21 protein-coding genes and 1 other RNA gene are annotated in these 23786 nt (G+C 41.8%); 10 read left to right on the forward strand and 12 right to left on the reverse strand.

What is annotated here, in order from left to right; all coding sequences use genetic code 11:
- Positions 1-201: 201 nt before the first annotated feature.
- The 4 genes from NL646_RS17055 to NL646_RS17070 are packed head-to-tail and all read right to left on the reverse strand — an operon-like array spanning position 202 to position 3059.
- Positions 202-612: a prepilin-type N-terminal cleavage/methylation domain-containing protein gene (locus NL646_RS17055; RefSeq protein ID WP_021449706.1), complete on the reverse strand. Its 411-nt coding sequence runs from the start codon at positions 610-612 to the stop codon at positions 202-204.
- Positions 602-1909, reverse strand: coding sequence for a hypothetical protein (locus tag NL646_RS17060; RefSeq protein WP_025534919.1), 1308 nt, complete (start codon positions 1907-1909; stop codon positions 602-604). The genes NL646_RS17055 and NL646_RS17060 overlap by 11 nt, the downstream gene beginning before the upstream one ends.
- The gene (locus NL646_RS17065) at positions 1909-2535 is read right to left on the reverse strand and encodes a PilW family protein (RefSeq protein WP_005455995.1); all 627 of its coding nucleotides are present in this window, start codon (positions 2533-2535) and stop codon (positions 1909-1911) included. The genes NL646_RS17060 and NL646_RS17065 overlap by 1 nt, the downstream gene beginning before the upstream one ends.
- 8 nt (positions 2536-2543) lie before the next feature.
- The gene (locus NL646_RS17070) at positions 2544-3059 is read right to left on the reverse strand and encodes a GspH/FimT family pseudopilin (protein WP_021487286.1); all 516 of its coding nucleotides are present in this window, start codon (positions 3057-3059) and stop codon (positions 2544-2546) included.
- A gap of 103 nt (positions 3060-3162) precedes the next feature.
- Here NL646_RS17070 and NL646_RS17075 point away from each other — a divergent pair, with 103 nt between their 5' ends.
- Positions 3163-3594 (forward strand): type IV pilin protein, encoded by a 432-nt coding sequence (locus NL646_RS17075; protein WP_005483031.1) that lies wholly within the window; start codon positions 3163-3165, stop codon positions 3592-3594.
- A 69-nt stretch (positions 3595-3663) separates the two neighbouring features.
- Here the strand turns inward: NL646_RS17075 and dnaJ are convergent, their stop codons facing one another.
- From dnaJ to grpE, 4 genes are all read right to left on the reverse strand, one after another.
- Positions 3664-4809 carry a molecular chaperone DnaJ gene (dnaJ, locus tag NL646_RS17080; protein ID WP_005482993.1) on the reverse strand — a complete coding sequence of 382 codons (1146 nt, stop codon included), beginning with the start codon at positions 4807-4809 and terminating at the stop codon, positions 3664-3666.
- Between the two features lie 204 nt (positions 4810-5013).
- Positions 5014-6927, reverse strand: coding sequence for a molecular chaperone DnaK (dnaK, locus tag NL646_RS17085; RefSeq protein ID WP_005455943.1), 1914 nt, complete (start codon positions 6925-6927; stop codon positions 5014-5016).
- 345 nt (positions 6928-7272) lie between these two features.
- On the reverse strand, positions 7273-8547 hold the full coding sequence (locus tag NL646_RS17090) for a dicarboxylate/amino acid:cation symporter (protein WP_017448814.1): 1275 nt from the start codon (positions 8545-8547) through the stop codon (positions 7273-7275).
- A 417-nt stretch (positions 8548-8964) separates the two neighbouring features.
- Positions 8965-9561: a nucleotide exchange factor GrpE gene (gene grpE / locus NL646_RS17095; protein WP_253664475.1), complete on the reverse strand. Its 597-nt coding sequence runs from the start codon at positions 9559-9561 to the stop codon at positions 8965-8967.
- A gap of 145 nt (positions 9562-9706) precedes the next feature.
- Between grpE and nadK the strand changes: the two genes are divergently transcribed.
- The 4 genes from nadK to bamE all read left to right on the forward strand — a co-directional run bounded on the left by nadK (position 9707) and on the right by bamE (position 14463).
- A complete protein-coding gene (gene nadK / locus NL646_RS17100; protein ID WP_005455932.1) occupies positions 9707-10591 on the forward strand; it encodes an NAD(+) kinase in 885 nt (294 codons plus the stop codon).
- A 250-nt stretch (positions 10592-10841) separates the two neighbouring features.
- The gene (locus tag NL646_RS17105) at positions 10842-12032 is read left to right on the forward strand and encodes a DUF3103 domain-containing protein (protein ID WP_253664476.1); all 1191 of its coding nucleotides are present in this window, start codon (positions 10842-10844) and stop codon (positions 12030-12032) included.
- 167 nt (positions 12033-12199) lie between these two features.
- The gene (recN, locus tag NL646_RS17110) at positions 12200-13864 is read left to right on the forward strand and encodes a DNA repair protein RecN (RefSeq protein WP_005456006.1); all 1665 of its coding nucleotides are present in this window, start codon (positions 12200-12202) and stop codon (positions 13862-13864) included.
- A 239-nt stretch (positions 13865-14103) separates the two neighbouring features.
- The gene (gene bamE / locus NL646_RS17115; RefSeq protein WP_005455981.1) at positions 14104-14463 is read left to right on the forward strand and encodes an outer membrane protein assembly factor BamE; all 360 of its coding nucleotides are present in this window, start codon (positions 14104-14106) and stop codon (positions 14461-14463) included.
- 100 nt (positions 14464-14563) lie between these two features.
- Here bamE and NL646_RS17120 read toward each other — a convergent pair whose 3' ends face one another.
- Both NL646_RS17120 and NL646_RS17125 read right to left on the reverse strand, forming a co-directional pair.
- Complete coding sequence (locus NL646_RS17120) at positions 14564-14911, reverse strand: RnfH family protein (RefSeq protein ID WP_005456005.1); 348 nt, start codon at positions 14909-14911, stop codon at positions 14564-14566.
- Positions 14901-15344: an SRPBCC family protein gene (locus tag NL646_RS17125; protein ID WP_005381641.1), complete on the reverse strand. Its 444-nt coding sequence runs from the start codon at positions 15342-15344 to the stop codon at positions 14901-14903. Before NL646_RS17125 ends, NL646_RS17120 begins: the two co-directional genes overlap by 11 nt.
- 118 nt (positions 15345-15462) lie before the next feature.
- Here NL646_RS17125 and smpB point away from each other — a divergent pair, with 118 nt between their 5' ends.
- The 5 genes from smpB to NL646_RS17150 all read left to right on the forward strand — a co-directional run bounded on the left by smpB (position 15463) and on the right by NL646_RS17150 (position 20888).
- Entirely contained in the window at positions 15463-15948 is a 486-nt protein-coding gene (smpB, locus tag NL646_RS17130; RefSeq protein WP_005455975.1) for an SsrA-binding protein SmpB, read from the forward strand.
- A gap of 67 nt (positions 15949-16015) precedes the next feature.
- Positions 16016-16383, forward strand: a transfer-messenger RNA (tmRNA) gene (gene ssrA / locus NL646_RS17135).
- Between the two features lie 180 nt (positions 16384-16563).
- Positions 16564-17787, forward strand: a complete 1224-nt coding sequence (locus NL646_RS17140) for an integrase domain-containing protein (RefSeq protein WP_053312925.1) — start codon at positions 16564-16566, stop codon at positions 17785-17787.
- 353 nt (positions 17788-18140) lie between these two features.
- Entirely contained in the window at positions 18141-18410 is a 270-nt protein-coding gene (locus tag NL646_RS17145) for an AlpA family transcriptional regulator (protein ID WP_159738692.1), read from the forward strand.
- 198 nt (positions 18411-18608) lie between these two features.
- Positions 18609-20888 carry a hypothetical protein gene (locus NL646_RS17150; protein WP_253664477.1) on the forward strand — a complete coding sequence of 760 codons (2280 nt, stop codon included), beginning with the start codon at positions 18609-18611 and terminating at the stop codon, positions 20886-20888.
- A gap of 370 nt (positions 20889-21258) precedes the next feature.
- On the opposite strand, the gene NL646_RS17155 is transcribed toward NL646_RS17150, so the two are convergent.
- The gene (locus tag NL646_RS17155) at positions 21259-23055 is read right to left on the reverse strand and encodes a DUF262 domain-containing protein (RefSeq protein ID WP_053312927.1); all 1797 of its coding nucleotides are present in this window, start codon (positions 23053-23055) and stop codon (positions 21259-21261) included.
- A gap of 8 nt (positions 23056-23063) precedes the next feature.
- Positions 23064-23765, reverse strand: coding sequence for a M48 family metallopeptidase (locus tag NL646_RS17160; RefSeq protein WP_159738690.1), 702 nt, complete (start codon positions 23763-23765; stop codon positions 23064-23066).
- Positions 23766-23786: the final 21 nt, after the last annotated feature.

Consider the following 23786-nt stretch of genomic DNA (forward strand, 5'->3'; position numbering starts at 1 on the left):
GGATAGGGAAAGCACAAGGTTCTATGATTTTTTCCATAATTGGAGACATATTTTGCAAAAACGCCACTCCAATTAAACATAATAAAAACAGTAGCACATCAACCGCATTAACAGTTCGAAAACCATTCATTAACTGAGACAAACCCGGTATCAAAAAGAAATTATCCACGACTTTGTCTCAAGCTATGTATGCAATTGAACTTAGTTTTCGAATTCACTGTACTGTGAAATCATAGTTTTCAACTGAACTGATTGCGTTTGTCCCACTCTATCTTTCCAACTGGTCGTAATAGTAATGGTTTTAAGAGATCCAGACACAGTAGCCGACGGCACAACCCACTCCACTGTATACGCACCAGTAGCGGAAGATCCTGTTGCAATAGAGGCAAAGCTAGCCGTAGAGATCGTCGAAAGCGCATCCGAGGCTCCACGCGTACGGAACCATTCAAGCTGGTTCTCTGCTAGACGCAGTGCTTCAATACTTTTTATGGCATATTCGGATTCACGTTCGAGATACACGTTTAGCTTTGTTAAACCTAGTGCCCCAACACCGATAAGCAAAAAAGAAATTAGAACCTCAAGAAGGTTAAAACCTTTTTGTTTAGAGATCATTCCAAGAGCCCTTTTTCCAATGTGCTTTCTTCAGCTTCTCCTGAGGCTCCTCAATTACATCGCGATTGTATTGGAATGATAACGCAGCATTAAAGAGTGCAAATGTTCCTGGTGCATCCATGACAAATCCTCCTAACGGGTTGAATGCACCGTGCTGAAAATAGCCAACCTTTGTCTTTTCCATAGGAACTGTTGTTTTTAAAGCTGCTATGACGCCATCCAATGCGGCATCATTGGCAGAGCCAGACCAGTCGGTAAAATCAAATGTAGCCCCAGTTGTTGGTTCGGTATACAGCGGAGAAATAAAGTGGTAAAGCATTCCTTTGAAATCCTGCGTCCCTATCGTAGAAAAAATACCGTCTTGAACGACTAGAATTATCCCGCTCCCACCCAGGCTATTATCTATTGCGTTCTTTATACTCGTAAAATCTGCCGTATTAATTTCACAGCCACCATAAACCCAAATAAGATCTTTCCCATTTTCTATATTGCTAACAATCCCCTCCGCGCATGTCTCGTTGAATACAGGAGAAGGGAGATCTGCTTTTGAGTTCAATTTCATACTATTTAATGACAAGGGTACATATCCGAACAGGGAATTATCCGACATCACATCGAACCACTCACTTCGAGGGACATCAAATACATCTTTAAACGGATCCATATCCGAAGACTGACGATAATCACTCTCAGACGCAGCAACACTTGTTCCCCAACTATAGTGAGTAGATGCGCACTTTTGTTCTTGTCCTGCAGGACTGTCAGGGAAACTCGAATAAGGCTTATCAGATAGCTGATAGGGATGAAAAGTGCTTACACTTGTTGCATAAAAAAAGTTGAAATAAAGAACAGAAGTGCATTCCCATAAATTATTACCGAGACTTTTACTCGGATCTGGAGAGCTCGTATATGAGCCATTAATCACGAGGTCGGATTTAGATTTTATCGCTCCAGCCCCACTGCTTGTAGGTAGTTTAATGGTCTTTTTAATTTCCCGATTACCTATCGTTGAAGTCACTAGACTTGAAGAGCCCGAGGAATATGTTAAGGCATCAAGCCCCATAGCTGTGATGCAATCATTCACATTAGTTGGCAGTGTTTTATTTATTTTGGTCTTGCTGTAGACGCACTCTAGCCCCCCCTCTGCACGCCAATGCTCTTGTCGTGCTTCAATTTGATTGTTGGCTCGTTTAATTTGGTAAAAGAGGGATTTATAGCTACCGAGAGACATCATTAATGCCGCAACTAGCAATACGCTCACAACTAATAACGCAGCTGCACCTTGTTGTTTCTTCATTACTGCCAGTTCCTTTGCATCGTAGTAAACGACTGCTGCGTGCGAATATCAGTCGCGTCTTTCAATTCGGTTCCCAATGTAATGGTCACCAGTGCACTTTTTGCATCAGTGCTTTCTAGCAATTCACTAGCCAGGTCAAATCGATTAACGTGAATAACTTTTTTATCAAAGAGAGTGTTACATGAGCCTGTGCCTGCAAGGTTGACCACATCATTAACATCCCATATCGTTATTTGCTTTTTTTCACACACAAATAGCGACTCTGGCGTGTTAACTCGTTGCTCATAAGCCACGTTTTTATACAAAGGAGCAGAGCCAGAAACACCTATGTAATAGGCGTAAGCAATTAGCCCTCTATCAACATCATCAAGAGTGTAAATTGTGTTCGCTGAGCCCGATATTTTTATAGAATGACCATCGTTACCGTCAAAACCAGCACGCTGAATGTCACTCTTGAGCATCTGCACGACACTTTCAGAATTCTGTAACAACATTAACTCTTTCGAACGTTCCATTATCACTCGTTGACCACTCACATAGATTGACCCCACTGTCGCTAGAGAAATAAGCCCAAGTGCAGATGCGATCATAAACTCAACAAGGCTCGCCCCTTTTTGTTTAAACATAGCCATCCTTAAGAGCAAGTTGAATAACCGTAATATTCTGTGCCGCTGTTATCACTACATACTCTTACGCGGGCTGATAAAGTATGAGAAATGAGCTTTAAGGCTTTTGATGATTCACCAACAGGATAAAACTTCAAGTTTCCTGATGATGGTCGACCATGGACATCGTCGAAGCTGATTTGATCGGAAGCATAGCTCGGGGTAACGACAATACCGTCATACGGCTTACCTGATAAAGAGAACAACACAGTTCCAGCCCCCTCAGCCGCATTGTCTGTCAAATCAATACGCCAGTTTCCGTCACTGGATGAACTCCCAGACATGATGATGTGCGCCCAGAGTCTTTCGCGCCGTAATACTGCTTCAGACTTACCTTCAATAACAAAGCCATGTAATTCATTAGCTAAACGCTGCATTTTATTGGTTTCAAAGACATTCTTGAAAGATGGTGCAGCTGTAGCCAATAAAGCACTCAGTACAGCAACAGTGATCATAAGTTCCAACAACGTAAACCCGCGAGGCATTTCCCAAATTCCTATGCAAACGGCTAGTCGACCGTAATTCATCTTGCACAGATGCTATCACCTGCCAAAAATAGGCGGAAAAGTGAAAAGGAAACTACTCGTGATGATTCGAATTTCTCGTTGTAACAGCTACAAAAAAAGATTGAGAGGGATGACATTGATCGAATTACTGATAGCCGTAACGATCGTCGGAATCATTGCAGCAATCGCCTACCCTTCTTATACCAATCATGTGATCAAGTCCCATAGAACGGTTGCCTTGAGCGATCTTAGTCGAATTCAACTGGAACTAGAGACATCTTATGATGGTGGGTATGACTGGAGTCATATTATTTCTGGTGGCGCCTGTACTCTATGTGATTCCGACACAGATCGATTTTCGTTCGATATTGCGAGCTCTGCAAGCACAGCCTACACCATTACAGCAACAGCAAAATCGGATCTTGGGCAGGACGACGACGAGTGCTTGAATGGCACTACAACTATCACTTTAACGTCAACAAATGTTGAATCACCAAGTGCTTGCTGGAACTAAAAAACTACAAATGCAAAAAGGCCTGCGTTTCAGCAGGCCTTTGTTTTTTGAGCTTTTAGTGAACTTATCTTAGCTGGTTAAATCATCAAAGAACTTCTTCACACCATTGAAGAAGCCTTCAGATTTTGGTTTGTGTTTAGTTGCAGCTTCACCGCCACAAGACTCTTCAAACTCTTTCAACAGTTCTTTTTGACGAGAGCTTAAGTTAACTGGCGTTTCTACAACCAATTTAACGATCAAGTCACCAATACCACCGCCACGGACGCCTTTCACACCTTTACCGCGCATACGGAACATACGGCCAGTTTGTGTTTCTGACGGCACTTTTAGGCTTACTCGTCCATCAAGAGTTGGAACTTCAACTTCGCCGCCGAGTGCAGCCATAGCAAAGCTTACTGGCACTTCACAATAGAGGTTGTTGCCGTCACGCTCGAAAATGTGGTGCTCTTTCACGTGTACTTGTACGTATAGATCACCTGATGGTGCACCCATTTCTCCCGCTTCGCCTTCGCCAGATAGACGAATGCGATCGCCAGTATCCACGCCAGCTGGGATTTTAACGTTAAGTGTTTTCGTTTTTTGCTTGCGACCTTGACCATGACACTCATTACAAGGGTCTTTAATGATCTTACCTTTACCATGACAGGTAGGACAGGTTTGCTGAACAGCGAAGAAACCTTGACGCATTTGCACTTGGCCATGGCCATGGCAGGTACCACATGTTTCCGCCGATGAGCCTTTCTTCGCACCGCTACCGTCACAAGAGTCACAGTGAACCAGTGTCGGAACTTCAATCTCTTTAGTTACACCACGAACGGCTTCTTCTAGCGTTAGCTCCATGTTGTAACGTAAGTCGGCACCACGTTGCGCACGATGACCACCGCCTCCACGGCGACCGCCACCGAAGATATCGCCAAACACATCACCAAAGATGTCGCCGAAGTCAGCACCGCCTCCACCAAAGCCGCCGCCGAAACCACCGCCACCTTGTTCAAAAGCAGCATGGCCATATTGGTCATAAGCCGCTTTTTTCTGAGAGTCGGTTAGAACTTCGTACGCTTCTTTTACTTCTTTAAACTTGTCCGCCGCAGACTCATCACCCTGGTTTCTGTCTGGGTGGAATTTCATCGCTAGGCGCTTGTACGCCTTTTTGATATCACGCTCTGAGGCATCACGGCTTACGCCTAATACTTCGTAAAAATCACGTTTTGACATGTTCTTCGTCACCAGTTAATTACTACAAACGGCATCGATTCACCGCTTGGTGTTTGTATCGTTCTAGGTAAGTGCACTTATTGCAAAATACTTAACTAGAAAGACAGCGTTTACAAACAGACGGGCGTAAGAGTCACCCCAAACGCCCGCACACCGAAGTCGTATCGACTCCAGATGGCTTTGCAGCCATCTGGTTAAGAAAGATTATTTCTTGTCGTCTTTAACTTCTTCGAACTCCGCATCTACAACGTCGTCATCTTTTGACTGTGCGCCAGCGTCAGCACCTTGTGCTTGTTGCGCTTGAGCTTGTTGTTGAGCGATTTCCATTAGTTTTTGAGCAGCAGTCATAAGAGCTTGAACTTTCGCGTCAATTGCTTCTTTGTCTTCGCCTTTACGTGCTTCTTCTAGCTCAGAGATAGCAGTTTCAATCTTCTCTTTCTCTTCAGCTGGAAGTGCGTCACCCGCTTCTTCCATTTGCTTACGAGTACCGTGAATCATTTGGTCTGCTTGGTTACGTGCAGTTGCTAGCTCTTCGAACTTTTTGTCCGCTTCTTTGTTAGCTTCTGCTTCTTGAACCATTTTCTCGATTTCGTCGTCGCTTAGACCGCCAGAAGCTTGGATTGTGATCTTCTGCTCTTTACCAGTCTGCTTGTCTTTCGCTGATACGTGTAGAATACCATCCGCATCAAGGTCGAAAGTTACTTCGATTTGTGGCATGCCACGTGGTGCAGGCTGGATGCCCTCTAGGTTGAATTGACCTAGAGACTTGTTGTACATCGCTTGCTTACGCTCACCTTGTAGAACGTGGATAGTTACCGCGCTCTGGTTGTCTTCTGCAGTAGAGAAAACTTGGTTCGCTTTAGTTGGGATAGTTGTGTTCTTCTCAACTAGCTTAGTCATTACGCCACCCATAGTCTCGATACCTAGAGACAGTGGAGTTACGTCTAGTAGTAGAACATCTTTAACTTCACCAGCAAGTACACCACCTTGAACTGCAGCACCCATTGCTACTGCTTCGTCAGGGTTCACGTCACGACGCGCTTCTTTACCGAAGAACTCAGCAACTTTCGCTTGAACCATTGGCATACGAGTCTGACCACCAACTAGGATTACGTCAGTGATATCGTTTACTGATAGGTCAGCGTCAGCTAGAGCTACTTTTAGTGGCTCAAGAGAGCGTTGTACTAGGTCTTCAACTAGAGATTCTAGTTTCGCACGAGTCACTTTGATGTTCATGTGCTTAGGACCAGTTGCATCAGCAGTAACGTAAGGTAGGTTTACGTCTGTTTGAGAAGTAGAAGAAAGCTCAATTTTCGCTTTTTCTGCTGCTTCTTTAACACGCTGCATTGCTAGTGGATCGTTTTTAAGATCGATACCTTGCTCTTTCTTAAACTCGTCTACTAAGTAGTTGATAAGACGGTTATCAAAGTCTTCACCACCTAGGTGAGTATCACCATTAGTTGCTAGAACCTCGAATGTTTTTTCGCCTTCAACTTCATCGATTTCGATGATTGAAATATCGAATGTACCACCACCAAGGTCGTATACAGCGATAGTGCGGTCACCGCCTTTCTTGTCTAGGCCGTAAGCTAGCGCAGCTGCTGTTGGTTCGTTGATGATACGTTTAACTTCTAGACCTGCGATACGGCCAGCATCTTTCGTTGCTTGACGCTGTGCATCGTTAAAGTAAGCAGGTACTGTGATAACTGCGCCAGTTACTTCCTCACCTAGGAAGTCTTCAGCAGTTTTCTTCATTTTCTTAAGAACTTCAGCAGAAACCTGAGGAGCTGCCATTTTTTGGCCTTTCGCTTCTACCCAAGCGTCACCGTTGTCAGCCTTAACAATTTTGTAAGGCATGATTTCGATGTCACGCTGAACTTCTTCGTCTTCAAAACGACGACCAATTAGACGCTTAATTGCAAATAGCGTGTTAGTTGGGTTAGTTACTGCTTGACGTTTCGCAGGTTGACCTACTAGCGTCTCACCGTCAGTGTAAGCAATAACCGATGCAGTAGTACGTTCACCCTCTGCGTTTTCAATTACACGTGGTTTGTCGCCGTCTAGTACAGCAACACATGAGTTAGTAGTACCTAAGTCAATACCAATGATTTTACCCATCTGGCTATCTCCGAATAAATTCTATTTTCGTTTGGTTATAACCCCAATGTGGGGGGAGGAGAATCGGGTTTCAACCCTTGCTCACAAACAAAAATAATCAATGTTTGCTTCTCTATGCCACATAGATAAGGGCGTCAAAACGCTTTTCAAGGGCAGAATTGAAAAAAAGCGTATTTTTTATGAATTAATTGATTTCTTTCAAGCTTGTTGGGAATGCATCACATTCCAGAGACAACTTCCAAAGTAAACATGATGAAAAGCGGTTATTTTTCTGTGACATAAAAACAAGAAAGCGAGCTCATTCCGCTCGCTTTCTATATATAGATTCAACTCTATTGTTCAAGACTAGGCATTAGCTTGTGCAGGCTGCGCCTCTACTTCTTCTTGATTGCCGATCTCACCTTCTGTTTTGGCGACAATAGTGTTCACTGCGGTATCCCCTACCACGTTCGAAGAGGTACAGAACATATCATTGATACGGTCAACCGCAGCAATGATAGCTAAACCTTCTGGTGGAAGACCCAATTGGTGAAGAAGCACACCAACCATCACTACACCACCACCTGGTACGCCACCAGCACCAATAGAAAGAAGAAGAATCGTCAGACCGAGTGTAAACACATCAGCGGTGTTAATTGGCTGACCAAACGCGTTAGCAACGAAGATTGTTGCAAGCGCGATGTAAATAGATACACCTGACATGTTCATCGTCGCGCCTAGCGGTACACCAAAACCCGCAACTGATTTAGAAACTTGCAGTTTCTCTGTCAGAGTACGCATGGTTACAGGGATGGTTGCATTTGAACTTGCCGTAGATAGGGAAAATAGGATTTGTTCACGAGTTGCGCGGAGAAACGCCTTTGGAGATGTTCCAGTCGTAATGCCAACTGCCATTGGATAGAAGATGAAAATCCAGAACACAAGCATAGCCACGACAAGCGCAACGTAACCTGCAACAGACATCAGTGTATTCGCATTTAAGGTTGCACCTAGTTGAATCATCAGAGCAAACACACCGTAAGGTGCTAGACTCATGACCAAACCAACCAGCTTCATCATGATCTCATTGGCCATCTTAAACGTGCGGATAGCAGGGCCACCTCGAGAATCCAGAGCTTGAATGGCTAGACCTGTCAAAATAGCCATAAAGATAATTTGTAGCATGTCACCGTTAGCAAAAGCTTGTACTGGATTGCTTGGTACAATGTTTACCACGAGCGAGAAAATATCTGGTGTTTCAGTTGTCGTCAGTTTGACGGTTTCAGAAACCGTACCGGCTAAGTTTGCACCAGCACCCGGTTGGAAAATTAAACCTACGGTCAACGCTGCTGCGATCGCAATGATGGTATTGAGAATGTAGAGAGTAAAAGTTTTCCCACCAAGACGACCAAAAGCACTAATGTCTTTCAAATCGACAATGCCGCACACGATTGAAACATACACAAGCGGCACAACCAAAAGCTTGATCAGCGAGACAAACATGCCGCCAACCCCTTCTGCCGTTCCAAGTAGGTAAGTATCAAAAATCGCAATACCACTAAATAAGTACTGAATAGCTGTGCCCAGCACAAGGCCGGCAAACAAGCCTATGAAAATCTTACTAGAAAGCGATTTATCCATTATAAATCTCCGATATGTTGTGTTTGCTATTTACATTTTTGTAGTTATATCTGCTTATTTCTAAAGCAGTGGTCGCAAATAATACATATCAAAGTTACAAAATAAAGCGATAATTTACATTTTTGTTAACAACAAAATTCAGCAAAACAAACTATGAATACATTCATATTCAGAACAAAGTTCACTTAGTCAAATGATAACAACCAGTTATCGGTTTAGGGTTGTATAACTACGCAGTTGATAGAAAGAAAATTCCCTATAAGAAAAAATATCCTCAATAGGAAAAACTTTGAAAGGGATCAAATTTTAGATATCGATGGTTCAGCGAGACGGAGGGAGCACACCTTTGTTTAAAACAAAAATGCCCATCACAAACGTGACAGGCATTTTGTATCTACTTTGCAGTGACTTGTGTCGTTATTTAGCAACCATAACCATTGCCGGACGAATCACACGGCCGTTTAACTCATAACCCTTCTGCATAACAAACATCACGGTGTTTGATTCATGATCTTGGCTTTCTTGAATAGACATTGCTTGGTGGAATTCAGGGTTGAACGTTTCACCTTCAGGGTTGATTTCTTTCAAACCAAACTTAGCAACCACATCAACAAACGTCTTGTGAGTCAGCTCAACACCTTCAAGGATCGGCTTAATCACTTCGTTTTCTGTATCTGCCGCTTGAATCGCACGCTCTAGGTTATCGATAACAGGAAGCAGTTCTTCAGCGAACTTGTTAAGAGCGTATTTACGCGCTTTGTCGATTTCCTGTTCAGTACGACGACGCATATTTTCAACTTCAGCTTTTGCACGAAGCACTGCGTCTTGCTGATCTTTTACTTTGGTTTCGCTAGACAATAATGCCGCTTCTAGTTGAGCAATCTTAGCGTCTTTCTCGTCACCAATTTCTTCAAGTTCTGCTTCAGCTTCTTGAGCCGCAGCTTCTACTTTTTCAGCCTCTTCGATGATTTGATCAAGCTCTTCTTCTGTAACTTTGTTTTCTTCGTTGCTCATGATATCTCCAGAATTCAACGTAATGCCCTTAAAGCCATGCTCGTTTTGCGGGCTTTAACCACATAAAAATTCGCATATTTAGGTAACTTGCCATTATTATGGGGATGAAGATTCCTGATTCAAGCCTCTTTAATGCGGAAATGCTATGAAAAATCCATGTAACGTGATCGCGATTATCGGAAAACCAAGAGATCAACAAGCGATTCAGACTCATAAAGAGCTTTACGAATGGCTGACCTCAGAAGGTTACAAAGTGTTTATTGACGATCGCCTTGCAGCGATTTTGGACGAGATCCCGCAAAACCACTTCGCCAGCTTAGTTGAGTTGGGCAAAAACGCAGACCTTGCGATAGTTGTCGGTGGTGATGGCAACATGCTGGGCGCAGCGAGAATTTTATCGCGTTTTGACGTGCCTGTGATTGGCGTAAACCGTGGCAATCTAGGCTTTTTAACTGATTTAAACCCAGACGATTTCCAAGCGGCACTCAAAGCCGTACTTGCGGGAGAGTACATTGAAGAAGAGCGTTTCTTACTTGAGGCAGAAGTGCATCGTCATGGTCAAATAAAAAGTCATAACGCCGCTTTAAACGAAGCCGTACTCCATCCTGGGCAAATCGCACATATGATTGAGTTTGAGGTGTACATTGATGAAAGCTTTGCCTTCTCTTTACGCGCCGATGGGTTGATTGTCTCCACACCAACAGGCTCGACAGCATACTCACTTTCTGGTGGTGGCCCTATTCTGTCACCAAGCCTGAATGCCATTTCACTGGTGCCTATGTTCCCTCATACCTTATCTAGCCGACCGTTGGTGGTTGATGGCAAACGCAGAATCAAACTGATTGTGTCACCAGAAAATCGCGGTACACAAGAAGTAAGTTGTGATGGACAAGTGTCGCTGCCAGTTTCTCCCGGCGATGAGATCCACATTTATCAAAGCCCAAATGTACTCAAACTCATCCATCCGAAAGACTACAGCTACTATCACGTATTAAGGAACAAACTCGGTTGGTCTAGTAAGTTATTCTAGCTTTCATGAACACGAATTTAAGCCAGTTGCTGATTGCTGCTGGCTTTTTTCTTTTTTGGGATAACACGTAAAGACTTACTAATAAGGCGACGTGATATATCCTGCCGTTAAAACGAAATTTATAAACTTTGATCCTGTGTGCAAAGTTTAACTTATTCCAGAAAAGCAAATTGAATGGAGTATGTCGGGTGATATTCTCACCATGAATAGAGTATTAACTCTATTTCATAAAATCAATAAAGGACATACTATGAAAAAAACTATCATTCTGTCTGTTCTCAGTACATTAGCACTGATTGGCTGCCAATCTGAAGATACTAAAGTGACAAACGTATCTAATGCGCGTGCGGACGACATTACACAAACCAAACGGGAACTTGCTCAACAACTGAGCGAAAACTATACGGCAATTGAGCCTATGTTGAGAAGAGATATTACTGCTCAACAAACCAATGTTCCTGTCTCCTCTTTCATTGAGCAAAACCCGACTGCAGAATTTAGCCAACAGCTCGTTGAAGCCGACGCTCAAATTCGTAGCTGGAAAGGCATTACTGAATTCTCAGATCAATTGCTAGAAGTGCGCTTAGCCAACGAAAAAATGCTAGGAGCATGGCTCAATGGCGACGTTGCACCACTCTTTGCCTTTGAACCAAGCGGTGATGATGAAAGCTGGCAATACATCGAAGCGTTTGACGTTTACGGGCAAATTCATCAACTTGATGTGTATCAGCTTCCTGACGTTCCCGTTCTAGTTGTCGATAACAACAGCTCTGCAGAGCTCAAAGCAGGCTTACAGGCGATGCAGGCAGAAATGAAAAAGCTGGGTCAGCCAGCTCTAATTCAGCCTTATTATTCAGAGAGTCAAAAACAATCTTCACCAACGCTACAAAGCGCAGCGACAAGTGATGTCGCTCCGATTCAAACAACTCAACTGAAGAAAATTCGCTTAGCGGATGACAAAGAACCGTGGATCTCTGGCAAAGCAGAGGTTTACGCCATCGTGACAGGTGTCAATCCAAGCCGCGACGAGCCGACAATTGATCTGGTAGAGCTTCCTTACTTGGATTACGACAACCAAGATGACTACCCAAATCAAATCATCATTCACTGGTCTCGCTACCGCTGGGGCGCTGCAGATATTGTTCTGATGGAGCAAGATGACGGCACAGACTACAAACAGCTGGCTAAACTATTGGTGCAAGTCGCTGAAGAAGTTCTGAAAGCCATCCCAGATCCGCAAGTTCAGGCATACGCAGTCATCCCACAAATCACAAACAAGATCATCGATGCCATTCCAGATGGTGTGCTTACCAACGATGATGACTTTGTTGACGTTTTCTACACGTTGATGCAAGACACGTCGTATGTCGATCACCCAGGAGCAAGTGTTAATGCTGTCGTGACACTAGAGCCACTGACGATCAATCCAACTCGCCCATAACCCTTTCAATTTCAATGAGTCGTTGTCGAGACTTCGACTCATTTTTCCCACCTCATCACAAAAAATAACCTGTTAGATAAAAATATTCCCGCTCATCTTTACTGTATAAAGAAACAGTATATACTGTTCTCATATACAGTATTGTTCAGTTATACAGGTAAATAAAAATGCTGGCTCATCTAAGTGTTAATAATTTTGCGATTGTTAAGTCTTTACAACTCGAGCTTTCTAAGGGCATGACCACCATTACAGGTGAAACAGGCGCTGGTAAATCTATTGCGATTGATGCGTTAGGTCTGTGCCTAGGCGGACGTGCCGATGCAGGTATGGTGCGTCAAGGTGAAGAGAAAACCGAAGTCAGTGCCGCCTTTTTACTGGACAACAACCTACATGCAACGCGTTGGCTAGAAGACAACGATCTGCTGGATGGCACTGAATGTATCTTGCGTCGCATCATAACTAAAGAAGGCCGTTCAAGAGCCTTCATCAACGGCAGCCCAGTACCACTTTCACAATTAAAATCTCTTGGGCAGCTGTTAATTAACATCCATGGACAACACGCGCATCATCAACTGATGAAAAGCGAATACCAAATGGCGATGTTGGACCAATATGCCGGACACTTAAATCTATTAAAGAGCACACGCAGTGCGTACCAACATTGGCGTCAGGCAGACAATAACCTCAAGCAACTCAAGGAAAATAGCCAGCAGAATCAGGCGCAAAAACAGTTGCTTGAATACCAAATCAAAGAACTGAATGAGTTATCGCTAGGTGAAGAAGAATTCGCTGAACTCGAGCAAGAGCACAAACGACTGTCCAATAGCGGTGAACTCGCCGCTACCTGTCAGCAAGCCCTCGAACTTATTTACGAAGGTGAAGAAGTCAATGCGCTTGGTATTTTGCAATCGGCCAATCACTCCCTAATTCAATTAGCGGAATTAGATGAGAAATTAGCCGAGCTACCAAATATGCTGGCTGACGCGATGATCCAGCTAGAAGAAACCAAAAACGAACTTCGTAGCTACTTGGATGGCATCGATGTCGATCCAGGTCGTATGGCTTATGTCGAAGAGCGTTTTTCTAAAGTGATGTCGATGGCTCGTAAGCATCATGTTATGCCTGATGAGTTATACCAACATCACCAAGACCTTCTAGCACAAATCGAAGCATTGGATTGCTCTGATGAACGTCTGGATGAATTGGCTCAAGAAGTGGAACAGAAATACCAAAGCTTCCTGACTCAAGCGGAAAAGCTGCATAAATCACGCAGCCGTTACGCAAAAGAACTGAACAAGCTGATCACGCAAAGCATGCACGAACTGAGCATGGAAAAAGCCGTCTTCAGCATTGAAGTAAACAACGAAAACACACATCCGTCGCCACTGGGTATGGACAGTGTGTGCTTCTTGGTTTCCACTAACCCGGGTCAACCTTTACAACCAATTGCGAAAGTTGCGTCAGGTGGTGAGTTATCCCGAATCTCGCTAGCGATCCAAGTGATCACTGCTCAAAAAGTAGATACGCCAAGTTTGATCTTCGATGAGGTGGACGTGGGTATTAGTGGCCCAACAGCTGCGGTAGTAGGCAAAATGCTACGCAAGCTTGGAGAATCGACTCAAGTCATGTGTGTCACACACTTACCGCAAGTAGCCGGTTGTGGCCACCAACAAATGTTTGTCGCAAAACACACCAAAGGTGGTCAAACGGAAACACAAATGCGCGCACTAGATGAAGAACAACGTGTGGCAGAACTGGCTCGTTTACTCGGTGGTAGCCAAATCACTGATTCAACATTAGCTAACGCGAAAGAACTCCTTATCGCCGCCTAACCCTATGACACAGAGTCATCGGCAATCCAGTTGATGACTCTTTTCGTATTAATCGCTTCAGTGACTCGGCTAACGAAAACGCCATTAGGCCCCCTATCACCCCTTAATATCTGCTAATAAATGCAACTCAACTCAAAATTCGTTGTCAGATTCCCTACCATGCGACGCATAGCTTTTTACATCTGCGTCGAGCTTGTTTATTATCAGCGCAGTATTTTAAAGGTTACTAAGAAATTATTATGCAATTAAAGAAGTGGTTAGTTGCCGTACCATTAGCAATGACATTGCTGACAGGATGTTCGGTATTGGAAAAACTGGTTTATCGTATTGATATCAACCAAGGCAACTATGTAGAACAAAGTGCGGTTGATAAATTAAAGTTTGGGATGACTAAAGCACAGGTTCGCTTCGTACTTGGATCGCCAATGCTTATCGAAAATGGCTATCCTAACACTTGGTATTATATCTACCATCACACGCCAGGCCACGGTGACCCAGTACAGAAAGATCTTGTCGTAAACTTTAATGACCAAGGAACGCTGGCCGATATCAGCGGTGACTTCCCGAAAAGTGACGCGTTTTACGAACAGATCCAATAAACCAATCCTGTCATTACATCGATTGGCATCATAAAACCTTTATGCAAAAAAACCTCCCACTTGGGAGGTTTTTTATCATCTAAAATATTGCTTATTCTGCTTACTTGCGCAGAGCATTTGGCTTGCCACCAGTCACTGGATCGGCATTCCCAGCCGCTTTTGCTTGCTCTGCTCGCTTACGACGAATCTCTTTTGGATCTGCCAATAAAGGGCGATAGATTTCAATGCGGTCTTTATCACGTACGGTCGCGTCTAGTTTTACATTACGACTAAACACACCTACTTTGTTTTTCGCTAAATCAATTTCTGGATACAATTCCAAGACACCCGACTGACGAATGATCTCTTCAACCGTCGCGTGGTTATTCACAACTAAGTTAAACACGCGTTGCTCATGAGGCAATGCATACACGACCTCAACGTGAATCATGTCTGACTCAATACTCATAACACTCGTACACCTGTTTCGCGCGTTTGGTAAATGCATTAACCATATTGCTAGTTAGCTCGTTAAAAATCTTGCCGAACGCCATTTCAATCATTTTGCTCGAAAACTCAAACTCAAGCTTAAGTTCAACCTTACATGCCTGCTCATCCAACGCAGTAAAAATCCAACCACCTCGGAGCGTTTTAAACGGACCATCAACCAAGTTCATCATAATAGCTTGGCCAGGAATAAGCTCATTGGACGTAGTGAACGTTTTACTGATGCCCGCTTTCGCAACATCGACAGAAGCGACCATGCCGTTACCCGAAGACTCAATAATTCGAGAGCCCGAACAACCAGGCAAAAATTCAGGGTATTTAGCAACATCATTGACCAGATTAAACATCTGTTCTGCACTAAAAGACACCAACGCAGAACGGCTGACTTGCTTCATACATACTCCTATCGATACATGTACAGATTTAAAGCTCGCGACAATTTTACTTTTATTCCACGATTGCGCAAATAAAAGGATTTCCTATCCGATATCCAACCCGTATAATGACGCCATTATGGCAAAGAAAAAATCAAAACAAAAAGCGGGTAGTAACACTATCGCGCTGAACAAAAAAGCTCGCCACGAGTATTTCATTGAAGATGAAATCGAAGCTGGCTTGGAGCTCCAAGGTTGGGAAGTGAAAGCCCTTCGCCAAGGTAAAGCCAATATTTCTGAAAGTTACGTATTCATGCGTGACGGTGAAGCCTTTGTGAGTGGCATGACAATCACTCCTTTAAATCAGGCATCGACACACGTAGTGGCGAACCCTACTCGTGTGCGCAAACTACTTATGAGTCGTCGTGAACTTGACAACCTACTCGGTCGCATTAACCGTGAAGGTATGACACTTACGGCACTCTCTCTGTACTGGTCTCGCTCTTGGGTGAAGATAAAAATAGGTGTAGCAAAAGGTAAAAAGCTTCACGATAAACGTACAGATCTTAAAGAAAAAGACTGGGCAAGAGAAAAAGCACGCGTAATGAAGAGCGCACTGCGTTAATCTTGACCACTTAAACGCATAGTGCTGGACAGCTAAGTCTTTTCTGTTACTATGCGAATCATACCTTGGGGCTGATTTAGGATTCGACGGGAATTCAGAAGTCTGAGGTGCATGCCGAGGTGCGGTAGGCCTCGTTAACAAACCGCAAAAAAATAGTCGCAAACGACGAAAACTACGCACTAGCAGCTTAATACCCTGCTCAGAGCTCTCTCGCCCTAGCTTCCGCACGTAAGACGGGGAATAACGAGAGATCAAACCCAAACGCGCTAGCCCGGATTCTCCCGCCTGAGAGATGAACGGCGAATTATAATTCAGGATAGTCATTCATTAGCGTGTCGGTTCGCAGGTGGATGGTGAATTTAAAGATCGACTAAGCATGTAGTACCAATGATGAAAGGTTTTCGGACGCGGGTTCAACTCCCGCCAGCTCCACCAAATACGCGTATCGGGACGTCTCAGGACGTCCCTTTTTTTATCTAAAGCCTTATGAAACCTAACGTTACTAGGATCATAGTGTCTCATCGTATTTCCCTGTTTCTCACCGCTTGTGTAACATTAAATGTAACACCTCACTATGTGTTACTGTATTCGTGTTACATAAACTTGGAATAGATGATGGCTAGAGCTACCCAACCCCTTTCTGATACAAGAATCAAAAATACTAAACCCACAGAAAAGCAATTTGCTTTGTACGACGGCAATGGTTTACAACTGAGAGTAATGCCAAACGGAACCAAGTCTTGGATTTTCAACTATATTCACCCTACAACAAAAAAGCGCAAAAATTTAGGTCTTGGTAAGTATCCCGATATTACTTTGTCTTCCGCTCGCAACAAAACACGAGAAATGAGACAGCTTGTGGCAGAAGGTGTTGACCCAAAAACTCATAGAGACAATCAACTAGCAAATAAACTACTTGAACGTGAGACTACATTACTTAGTGTTGCAACCGAATGGTTTGAACTTAAAAAACATACTGTTAGTGAAGATTATGCAAATGATATCTGGCGTTCGCTAGAACTGCATATATTTCCCAATCTTGGTCAACTAGCCATCTATGATTTGAAAGCTCCTACAGTCATAAATCAACTTCGCCCTTTGGAAACGAAAGGCTCATTAGAAACCGTCCGTAGGGTTTGTCAGCGATTGAATGAGATCATGACTTACGCTGTAAACAGTGGAAAAATCCAGGCAAACACTATTTCAGGAATAAAACAGGTATTTAAACAACCAAAAGTAGAACACCAAAAAACTATATCACCAAGTGAGTTACCTATGGTTATGAAAGCAATGTCCGAGGTCAACATTAAAGCGATCACGCGTTGTGCTTTTGAATTTCAACTTCATACGCTCACTCGACCTAATGAAACAGCTAGAGCGAGATGGTGCGAAATAGACTTTGAAAATAAGGTATGGATAATTCCTGCTAGCAAAATGAAAATGAAGAGAAATCATAAGATACCGTTATCTGCCTCAGTGATAAAACTGCTCGAGTTCATGAAGCCTATTTCAGCCCACAGGGAGTTCATTTTTCCTAGTAACACCAAGCCAACCTCCCATCTCAATACTCAATCTGTAAATAGCGCTCTAAAACGTGCTGGATTATCTGGAACTCTTGTTAGCCACGGTATGCGCTCAATCGGAAGTACAGCTCTAAACGAACAGGGCTTTAACAGAGACGCGATTGAAGTTGCCTTAGCTCACGTTGATCAAAATTCTATTCGAGCAATCTACAATAACGCTGAATACTTAACAGAGAGACGAGAGATCATGTCGTGGTGGAGTAAATTTATTGATACCGCCACAGGCCATCATTTCGCTATTTCAAAAAAAATCTAGATATCGATTGACAGTTTGATCTTACTTTTGTATTAATAAAGGGAGTTCACAAGAACTTCCTTTTCAACAGGTTAGATCAATAACCGAAGCACTATAGGAGTCTACTTAGATCTCGCATCTTTTGATGCAATTACAAATGAAAATGATTTTTCACCCAGTCTTTTAAAATTTAAAAGACATAGTTGCTAAAAGTAGTTTAATCGTAGATATAAAGATAAATGTGTAGTTGATGCCATATACACGGGTAATTAGTTTGAGTTTTTTCAAGACTCGTGTGTGTATTCGACTGTACTGAGCAAAACTGTGGCAACTGGGGCTAAATCTATTTCATATAGATCTTAAGGTAGACCCATATGACAAATCAAAACATCCAAATCCTTCGTAAAAACGACGTACTTCAAAAAGTAGCGTTCTCGAAAGCTACACTACATCGCAAAATAAACAACGGTACATTTCCTCCTGCAATCGACTTGGGTGCGAATTCAGTTGGATTTCTTGCTCATGAAATTGACCTAATCATCGTTGCGATGGCAACAAATCAAAATCTAGAACACACTGTTCAAAAAATTATCGAGAAAAGAAGATCTCTTTTAAGTGAAGCATTTCTACAATTAGCTGCTTAATCAATAGCTCTAGCATGCGTGTATACGCATGCATTCTTTTTCAATTCGAAAAAGTGGATTTTTTTGATTAAGTATATATAAAAGAAAGATCTCCACTTTTCATCAGCTCGGTAGTAAATGATGAAGTATAGTGACCCAAACACTCTGAAGGCTTTCCAACATTCAGTTCTTTGCAATAGAGAAAAACAAGAGATTTGCGTGTTATCACACCCAAATATTTCTATTCCTAAGCAACTATTAAATAAAAAGGTGGTTGCACCAACAACACCTAGCCATAGAAATACTGCCCAAATATGTGCATATTACGCCGAAGCGAAGCAACAACTACAAGTACTAGTTATTGACTCTAATTCATACCGCTCACATGCTATTGATGCATCTATAAGTAACTATTATTCATATCACATGAATATCTTGGATATACATTCTGGTATGGTTGTTGATTGCCAAGACAAGCTTAGCTACCTATTAGTCTTAGCTGAACTCTTAAATTCAGATAAAATAATCTCCATTGCTGCAAATATTGCAATAAAGATGATACCTCTCACCTACTCTAGCCCTGCATCAATTCTAAAAGCATATAACCTTAGAGGTGAGCTTGCTAAAAAACTTACGAAACAAGTTAAACAGGCTTTATCTAAAAGTAAAAAAACCATCAACTCCTATTACAACTTATCACCAAAACTCACGATTAAGAATATAAATGACCTTCAACAACTTAACGCTGAAAGGCTCTTCGCAGATACAAGTACTGTAGCACTTAAAGCTAAAACTGGTGTAGGAAAAACAAAACACGTTTTTTCACCGTTAACACAGTCTTCAAGTAGAAGTCAGAAAGTCGTTTATATATCTCACTTAGTTGCTCTAAGCGAACAGTTCTGTAAGAACAATAAGGCTGTTTCATACAGTTCAAATTCACTCACTGAGATCGAGAATTCGGAAAGGCTATCGATAGTTATAAACAGTCTTTATAAACCACATTTATTAAAAAAAGCAATGGAAGCCGATATCTTAATAATTGACGAATTTGAAAAAGTACTTAGTGCTATTGTGAGTTCTAAAAATAAGCGTGAGATGAAGTCATCTCAAGTACACAAGGCTCTTCGTGTAGTCTTAGAATCCGCTCAAAAAGTTGTTGTAGGTGATGCAGATCTTAGCAACTTCAGCCTCAATTTCTTGAGTGGAATTAGACCAGACTTAATCTGCATGAACTGTTCACAAAACCCTTATACAACGATTAGTGCTATCGTTAAAGCTCAAGAACCCCTGCTCTCTTCACAAACACTAAGAGAGTCTCTATTTGAAAATAAAGTCTTTCTTTTTGATACTCGAGCTACTCTACAAGCAGCAGCAGTACATATGGGATTTGAGAATGAAGCAGGATTAGAATGTGAAGCAACAGCACTAGAATCTGATGTTCTTATTATCCATGGGAAGAATAAGGATATGGCAGAGCAAAAAGCTTTTCTCGCCAACCCTGATGAAGAAGTACAAAAGTACAAAGCAATTCTTGCTTCTCCCTGTTTAAGCGCTGGATTCTCCATTACTGTCAATTATACTGATACAGTACATATATTTTGTAATGGCACTCTCACTCCTGATGAGCTAATTAATTTTTCACGAAGATTCCGCAGTGCCAATCAATTAGTATTCAGCCCAAACTCAACCCATAATAGGCACCACGACTTTTGTGATTTAGAGAGAAAGGACGACTTGCACTGTTTGTCGCTGCAATATGCAGAAAAGAAGTCATTGCTGAATGAAAATCTAGCTCTTTCATTAAAACATTTATTAGCAATGGAAGGCTTTCAAGTACTGACTGAACAGAACGAAAGTGTCACTCTTAATTCTAGTCGCAACGTAGTCAGTAAAATTAAAAGGCAGTTAAACTACTGCCGAGATCTTGCGGTAGTTGAAGCTGAAAATATTTCTCGAACAAAGTATAAAGAGCTGAAGGCCAGTAATAAAGTGACAGCGATACAAATTGCTCAGTGTGATAAGTTTCTTTTAAAGGAAACATATCAACTTCCCCACATTACTCTTGAAGACGTTTTTTTCAATAAACAATTTAATAAAGAGCTTTTCAAAGCATTATGTTCGATAAACCAGGGTGTACATATCAAGATCAATAACGATCCTAATCTATTAAAAACCGCTAACATACTGAATACTATAATCTTAGACTCAAAGAAAATAGATATAAAGAAAAAAACCAATCACTTTATAGAAGGAGATCGTTGCTTGTCTATCACGCATAATCTAGCAAAGCATTGGAAAGTTCTTGTACACTTTTTACCAAACTTGTGTAATCCAAAATCTATTGACACTAAAAACAAAGCGACTAGATTTATTAAACAAATATTAAAATCTTTTGGTGCTGACCTTACGAACTTTAGCGGAAATACGAACAAGGCTCGGGTTACATTCCATGATAACACTATTATATATTACAAAAGGCTACAGCCTAATAATGACTAACAGTAATAGTTAGCAAATTAAAAATGTAAAAAACTTGCACGTAAATGCTCTTTGCCGAAAACGACAATGAATTTGCCGAATAAGACAACAAAAATGCCAACTAAGGCAGAGAATTTGCCGAGTGCGACACTGATTTTTTATCATTAACTTAAAAAACTTGAAGGATTTTTAAATAAAAAATCTCTTCCTCCTTATATTAAAGCTATAACCGTTATAATAGTTATAACCGTTATAATAGTTATAACATATTTTCCTGAGGGAATAAACGTAAATAATTCTCACTTATGTAAAGAAATCACCTCCCTACGAGCTGTGCTTGGGTAGTTATAGGAAATCAAAGCCATTTCTGGCTTTGATTCATCCTATAGCGTTATAACTTGAAATAGTATTCCTTTATCTTTTCAGACATTTTCTGTCTACGATAAATTAGGAAGTCATCGTAGTTTTCTAACTTATATAACGTATTATCTAGTGGCATACAGTTAACTACAAAGTTATCATCTAAATCTTGTTTGTCACGAATCGAACCATACATTAAGTCACCGTTGTCACACTGAGCTTGTACCTGGTCGATGTATACATCAGGCGCAGAGTCGGCAATCTTGATATTGATCTCTTGCTGCAAAAATACATAGTTTGCAACCTGATTATACTTAGCCTGTGTGAAACCATTTTTCTTGAGATATGCTCTAGGGAAAACATGATGCATATCACCTTTATGTATCAGCATATCTTTGACCGAAATTGCAGAAGATAAAAATCCAACTTCATTAGCTGCTGCTTGAGCCGCAAGGTAAACTTTAAATGCAGAAGCATTAGTACTTGATGTTGTTAAATTTTGAACTAGCCGTAAATCCCAGAAAGCATCGGATAACTCAGTAGCCTCTACTCTGGATAAAAAATCTGTAAAATCATCACAACTAGAAATTGCCTTTATGTCCTGTTCAAACCTACTTTCAGGAGAGCCTGAATATCTGCCTGTCAACACTGACATTACGAACCAACGCCTAACCCAATGTTCGATTTTTGGTTCATTTCCGTAGTCACGTTTTAGTTTGAGGTAAAGAATATAAGCAAAGTTCAAAGCATTTTGCGAACGAATCATACTTCGACTAACAAAGCCTGTAGAACGGATAATCATTAAGAAACGTTTAAAATTTGTTTCGTTGATAAACTCTTTTACACCATTAGCGAGAGTATTATATGACGCCTCTTCTATCTCTTTCTCATATGTTCGAGCTTCAAAGTTTCGGCCAGATAATAGGCTGACTAAAAATGCCAACCGACCTCTATCAAAATTAGATGTGTAAGCCACTCTTAGCATGTCAGAATAGTCAGGATCATAGAGATCATCATTTTCGTTGCGTAGCCACTTCATAGCCTTGAAGTAATCAGTAGAGATGAAGGCCTCATCATTCTCGATATGTGCAATAAACTCAGGGGCTTTAGCAAGGTGACAAAAGTAATCAATCGCTTTTCGTAAAGTATTACCATTGAATTCTTCATTCGCTGCAATCTTTGACATAGCAAAATCTGCTTGGCTCAGGACGACCCCTTTAGAATTAATTCTGATAAAGATTTCTGTTACCGTTTCAATATCAAGCTCCGAATCCAGCTCAATCATACCGATCTGTTTTTTTACGATGTCACAGAGCTTATCAATACGGTCATAAATCAAATCCGCTTCAATATCAGAATTAAGCTCTAGGTACTTTGGAACAAGATGATGCACCTTTACCTCACCACTCATTAGTGGTGCTATATCATTCACCCAAGTTTTATCTTTCTCAATTGCAGGGTTCAGTACTTCAAACTTTTCTTCTAATGGATTAAAAGCTATCTTGATCTTAACAGTTTGATACTTCTGATTAATTACAGGTTGCCCCGTGAGAGCGGCTTGCAAAGCGGTGACACGTTGCTGTCCATCAATAAGTACTTTCTTACCCTCAGAAACAGAGCCATCTTTGAGTTTTACGTTAGGGTTTTTCCAGGCAATGATGTAACCGACGGGAAAACCTTGGTACAAACTATCGATCAAGTCTCTTACTTTTGATGAATCCCATACGAAAGGACGTTGAATCTCGGGTATCGCTATCTCACCTGACTTAACCCAGTTGACCACTGAATCGATCATGTACTGATTTACTGTATATTTTTGAGTTGTCATTATTTTCCTTATAAACCCATACCAGAACGCTCTACCTCTTCATGCAGCTCTTTCCAGTCAGGACAATACTTGGCGACTAGTTTCCAAAAGTTTTTGCTATGACTTTTTTCTACGGTATGGCATAGCTCATGAAGGATTATGTAATCCATCACCTCATTGGAAAACTCCATGCAACGAGGGTGGAACTCCAGAACATTGTTCTCGGTACAGTTAGCCCAACGTGCATCAAACTTTTTTATGTGGAAAGTTGTGGCTTGCATACCCGTTTCCTGCTGCCAATAGCGTAAGCGAGAAGCAATTTTTTCTAAGGCTTTCTGTTTGTAGAAACGTTCTAAAGCTGGTTTGAATCGCTCACGACTGACGAACTGGCCTTCGGGAGAAAGAACTTTAAAACGGCTTTGGTTAAACTTCACTTCTACCGTCGATAACTCTGGCGCGGGGATCACTTCACAATAGAAAGAACGACCACGATAAGGCGCTCGGCTACCTGTGACTATTTTTTCTTTTAACGGTTGATTGACTTCCGCTAAGCGCTCTTTAATCCATCTTGCTCTGTAACGAATCAGCTCACGTTGCTCATCCTCAGAGACACTTGGGCCTCTGAGAAGAACAGTCTTCCCTCTTTCTACAGTAACGTAGTGGTGACTGAGTTTTGAGTCGAGCTTAAATTCCCACTCGATTTCAGTTGTACCGTATTGAAAAATTGGCATGTGTTTCTTTCGTCATTGATG

Source organism: Vibrio sp. Y20_XG_PY13 (assembly GCF_024181925.1).
In the GTDB taxonomy this organism is placed as follows: domain Bacteria; phylum Pseudomonadota; class Gammaproteobacteria; order Enterobacterales; family Vibrionaceae; genus Vibrio; species Vibrio parahaemolyticus.

Excerpts from the sequence above, each read along its gene's own strand:
- NL646_RS17055 (WP_021449706.1), bottom strand. The coding sequence starts at position 612 with ATGATCTCTAAACAAAAAGGTTTTAACCTTCTTGAGGTTCTAATTTCT.
- NL646_RS17060 (WP_025534919.1), bottom strand. The coding sequence starts at position 1,909 with ATGAAGAAACAACAAGGTGCAGCTGCGTTATTAGTTGTGAGCGTATTG.
- NL646_RS17065 (WP_005455995.1), bottom strand. The coding sequence starts at position 2,535 with ATGTTTAAACAAAAAGGGGCGAGCCTTGTTGAGTTTATGATCGCATCT.
- NL646_RS17070 (WP_021487286.1), bottom strand. The coding sequence starts at position 3,059 with ATGCCTCGCGGGTTTACGTTGTTGGAACTTATGATCACTGTTGCTGTA.
- NL646_RS17075 (WP_005483031.1), top strand. The coding sequence starts at position 3,163 with ATGATTCGAATTTCTCGTTGTAACAGCTACAAAAAAAGATTGAGAGGG.
- dnaJ (WP_005482993.1), bottom strand. The coding sequence starts at position 4,809 with ATGTCAAAACGTGATTTTTACGAAGTATTAGGCGTAAGCCGTGATGCC.
- dnaK (WP_005455943.1), bottom strand. The coding sequence starts at position 6,927 with ATGGGTAAAATCATTGGTATTGACTTAGGTACTACTAACTCATGTGTT.
- NL646_RS17090 (WP_017448814.1), bottom strand. The coding sequence starts at position 8,547 with ATGGATAAATCGCTTTCTAGTAAGATTTTCATAGGCTTGTTTGCCGGC.
- grpE (WP_253664475.1), bottom strand. The coding sequence starts at position 9,561 with ATGAGCAACGAAGAAAACAAAGTTACAGAAGAAGAGCTTGATCAAATC.
- nadK (WP_005455932.1), top strand. The coding sequence starts at position 9,707 with ATGAAAAATCCATGTAACGTGATCGCGATTATCGGAAAACCAAGAGAT.
- NL646_RS17105 (WP_253664476.1), top strand. The coding sequence starts at position 10,842 with ATGAAAAAAACTATCATTCTGTCTGTTCTCAGTACATTAGCACTGATT.
- recN (WP_005456006.1), top strand. The coding sequence starts at position 12,200 with ATGCTGGCTCATCTAAGTGTTAATAATTTTGCGATTGTTAAGTCTTTA.
- bamE (WP_005455981.1), top strand. The coding sequence starts at position 14,104 with ATGCAATTAAAGAAGTGGTTAGTTGCCGTACCATTAGCAATGACATTG.
- NL646_RS17120 (WP_005456005.1), bottom strand. The coding sequence starts at position 14,911 with ATGAGTATTGAGTCAGACATGATTCACGTTGAGGTCGTGTATGCATTG.
- NL646_RS17125 (WP_005381641.1), bottom strand. The coding sequence starts at position 15,344 with ATGAAGCAAGTCAGCCGTTCTGCGTTGGTGTCTTTTAGTGCAGAACAG.
- smpB (WP_005455975.1), top strand. The coding sequence starts at position 15,463 with ATGGCAAAGAAAAAATCAAAACAAAAAGCGGGTAGTAACACTATCGCG.
- NL646_RS17140 (WP_053312925.1), top strand. The coding sequence starts at position 16,564 with ATGGCTAGAGCTACCCAACCCCTTTCTGATACAAGAATCAAAAATACT.
- NL646_RS17145 (WP_159738692.1), top strand. The coding sequence starts at position 18,141 with ATGACAAATCAAAACATCCAAATCCTTCGTAAAAACGACGTACTTCAA.
- NL646_RS17155 (WP_053312927.1), bottom strand. The coding sequence starts at position 23,055 with ATGACAACTCAAAAATATACAGTAAATCAGTACATGATCGATTCAGTG.
- NL646_RS17160 (WP_159738690.1), bottom strand. The coding sequence starts at position 23,765 with ATGCCAATTTTTCAATACGGTACAACTGAAATCGAGTGGGAATTTAAG.